At 67.3% G+C, this 3,372-nt stretch carries 2 protein-coding genes and 1 pseudogene; 2 read left to right on the top strand and 1 reads right to left on the bottom strand.

Translation table 11 applies throughout. The annotated features are described in order from the left end of the window. Positions 1-109, top strand: a pseudogene (locus tag EOA38_RS31380) (DNA ligase-associated DEXH box helicase); the annotation flags it as partial. A 241-nt stretch (positions 110-350) separates the two neighbouring features. Continuing rightward, on the top strand, positions 351-1,952 hold the full coding sequence (locus tag EOA38_RS31370; RefSeq protein WP_127301044.1) for a cisplatin damage response ATP-dependent DNA ligase: 1,602 nt from the start codon (positions 351-353) through the stop codon (positions 1,950-1,952). Positions 1,953-2,115: 163 nt separating this feature from the next. Here the strand turns inward: EOA38_RS31370 and EOA38_RS31365 are convergent, their stop codons facing one another. Next, a complete protein-coding gene (locus tag EOA38_RS31365; RefSeq protein ID WP_126090404.1) occupies positions 2,116-3,321 on the bottom strand; it encodes a hypothetical protein in 1,206 nt (401 codons plus the stop codon). Positions 3,322-3,372 lie beyond the last annotated feature (51 nt).

The following is a 3,372-nucleotide window of genomic DNA, read 5'->3' as shown; positions in this document are numbered from 1 at the left end:
GATCTGGGTGACGCATGGCCGCGAGGAGGCGCTGGTGCGCTGGTGCGAGCTCGAGGGCATCACTGCGCGGCCGCTGCATCTTGTGGGGTACGAGGACGAGGGCGATTGATGGCGATCTTTGATGCGGAAATTGGGAACGCCGCGATCCTTCACACCCCCCTCTGGCCTGCCGGCCATCTCCCCCGCAAGGGGGGAGATCAGCTATCGGCCTGGCCTTCGCCAATCACCGGCGTCGAAGGATGTGCTGCGGAGCCGAAGCTGCCAATCTCCCCCCTTGCGGGGGAGATGGCCGGCAGGCCAGAGGGGGGTGCCGCGCGCCGGCTTTCGCTATTGGCGTGGCTCATCCCGTCATGAACCGCTTCGCCGAGCTCCTCGACCGGCTGGTGCTGACGCCGTCGCGCAACGGCAAGCTGACGCTGCTCACCGATTATTTCCGCGGCGTCGAGGACCCGGACCGCGGGCTGGCGCTGGCGGCGATCACCGGCGATCTTTCGATCGCGGCGGTGAAGCCGGCGATGCTGCGCGCGCTGGTGGTCGAGCGCATGGACCCGGTGCTGTTCGGCTATTCCTACGACTATGTCGGCGACCTTGCCGAAACCGTGTCGCTGGTCTGGCCGCAGCCCACCGGTCATCTTCCGAACCATGCGCCGACGCTCGCCGAGGTAGTCGCCAGGCTGCAGGCGGCGAGCCGGTCCGACGGGCCGCAGGTGCTGGCGCGGCTGCTCGACAGCGCCAGCATCTCGGCGCGCTTCGCCATCATCAAGCTGGTCACCGGCGGCTTGCGCATCGGCGTGTCGGCAAGGCTCGCCAAGCAGGCGCTGGCCGATCTCGGCAAAGTCGACGTTTCCGAGATCGAGGAGCTGTGGCACGGGCTGACGCCGCCCTACAGCGAGCTGTTTGCGTGGCTGGAAGGGCGCGCGGAAAAGCCGAAGAGCGCGGCGTTCGCGCTGTTCCGGCCGGTGATGCTCTCCAACGCCGTCGGCGACGGCGACCTCGAAAAACTCGACCACGCCGACTACGCGGCGGAGTGGAAATGGGACGGCATCCGCGTGCAGGCGGTATGCGAAAGCGGCATCCGCCGGCTTTATTCGCGCACCGGCGACGACGTGTCCGGCGCCTTCCCGGATCTCGCCGCGGCAATGAACTTCGAGGCAGCGCTCGACGGCGAACTGCTGGTCGGCGATCCGCGCGCGGCGACCGGGACCTTCTCCGACCTGCAGCAGCGGCTGAACCGCAAGAGCGTGTCACCGAAGATCCAGCAGCAATATCCGGCCTTCATGCGCTGCTACGACGCCCTGCACATCGACGGCGAGGATTTGCGCGGCCTCCCCTTCGCCGAGCGCCGAAGCCGGCTCGAAGCCTTCGTCGGGACGCTCGAGCCGAGCCGATTCGACCTCTCACCGCTGGTCGAATTCCCCGACTGGGAGGCGTTGGAGCGGCTGCGCCAGGCGCCGCCGCATCCGATCATCGAAGGCGTGATGCTGAAGCGCTGGGATTCGCCCTATCTCGCCGGCAGGCCGAAAGGCCCCTGGTTCAAGTGGAAGCGCGATCCGCATACGGTCGACGCGGTGCTGATGTACGCGCAGCGCGGCCACGGCAAACGCTCGAGCTTCTATTCAGACTACACGTTCGGTGTCTGGGCCGGACCGGAAGGCGCGGAAGAGCTGGTGCCGGTCGGCAAGGCCTATTTCGGCTTCACCGACGAGGAGCTCAAGCAGATCGACAAATATGTCCGTGACAACACGGTCGAACGTTTTGGCCCGGTGCGCTCGGTGCGCGCCGACCGCAAGAACGGCCTGGTGCTGGAAGTGGCGTTCGAAGGCCTCAACCGATCGACGCGCCACAAATCGGGTGTCGCGATGCGCTTTCCCCGCATATCGCGGCTGCGCTGGGACAAGCCGGCCGCCGAAGCCGACCGCATCGAGACGCTGCAGGCGCTGCTCGACCGGTAGCAAAATCCAACGTCGGCGCTTCACCCCACCCGGCGCTTCGCGCCGACCTCCCCATCGAGGGGAGGTAGAAGGTCGCGCCAACCCCTACCTCCCCTTGATGGGGAGGTCGCGCCGAAGGCGCGGGTGGGGTGCTGCGCCTGCGTCGGCAAGTACAACGACACGCTCACTCCGCGATCGAAACGCGTATCTCGTAGATGTCGACGGACTTGCCCTGCTTGTCGAAGTCGGAATTGATGGCGATAGTGCCGGCTGCGCCCGGATGCTTGTTCGGGAACTGCACGTCGAACAGGTATTCGTTGCGCTCGTGGCCGACGGCATAGCGCTTGCGGCCGCAATCGCCGAACTCGCCGAAATTGCAGTCGACCGAAATCTGGGTTTCCTTGCCTTCTTCCGAGCGGGCGATGACGTCGAACATGGCGTGCTTGCCGGCGAGCTTTTCCAGCACGCCCTGACCGACATCGAAGGCGATCGCCGAGCCGGACGCGCCGGAGCGGATGCGCAGGAACTGGCCGGTGTCGTCCTTCATCACCTCGGCGCCGGCGTCGGACGGCGTGCTGACATGGGTCGGATCGGCGGGCGAGAAGACGTTGATCCAGTTCTTCGACTGGTCCGCCTCGCCCGGCTTTTGCGGCGAGCCCGTGTCGGCGGGCTGCGAGGATTCCTCCCCTTCCAGCGTCGGAGGCGCCTCCGGCGGACCGGTGTCGAGCTCAGCCGCCGTCTTGAAGACGCCGGTCTGGAAGGCGAAGTAGCCGCCAATGCCGGCTGCCGCAAGCAGCGTCGCCACGACGAAGATCGCCGTCAGCGGCAGGCGCCGTCCCCTGATTCGCCGCTCGTCGCGATCCGGCGCCACTTCGGCGCCGTTGCCGACGGAGGCTCCGGGAGAATCATCGAGGGTCGGCGCGTCGGGAAGTGCCGTCTCGTCCGGCATGATGTCGGGCACGCGGGGCAGCACGCGCGAGCGCGGCGCATCCGAAGCATCCGGCTGCACCGGACCGTCGACAGTGATCGACGGCGACGGCGCCGCTTGGGCCGGCGGTCGCGGCGCATCCACCGACGGCGCGGGAGATTGGGTTGGCGTGTCGATCGAGGGCGCCGGCGCCGCGTTGCCGGCGGGCGTGCCGCTTTCGGACGGAAGCGTGACGTCGGGGACTGCCTGGACGGCCGGCAGGAATTCGGATTCGATCTCGGCGATCTTGGCCTGCACCGCCTTGCGGCGGTTGATGGCGGCCTCCACCGTCACATTCGGATTGGCCTGCAGGACGCGATCCAGCGCGGCAAAGGCCGAACGATAGACCTTCTCGCGAAACGCCCGGTCCTCGGCATTGCCTTTCGCGAAGGCGTTGCGGATCGCTTTCTCGATGGCGTCCAAGCGAGCTCCCTCTGCGCGTTCGCTCACAGTTCATCGATCGTTAGCCGCAGG

Source organism: Mesorhizobium sp. M1E.F.Ca.ET.041.01.1.1 (assembly GCF_003997355.1).
Lineage (GTDB): Bacteria > Pseudomonadota > Alphaproteobacteria > Rhizobiales > Rhizobiaceae > Mesorhizobium.
Note: the sequence above shows the minus strand (reverse complement) of the source record. Positions and strands in the feature narration are given on the sequence as shown.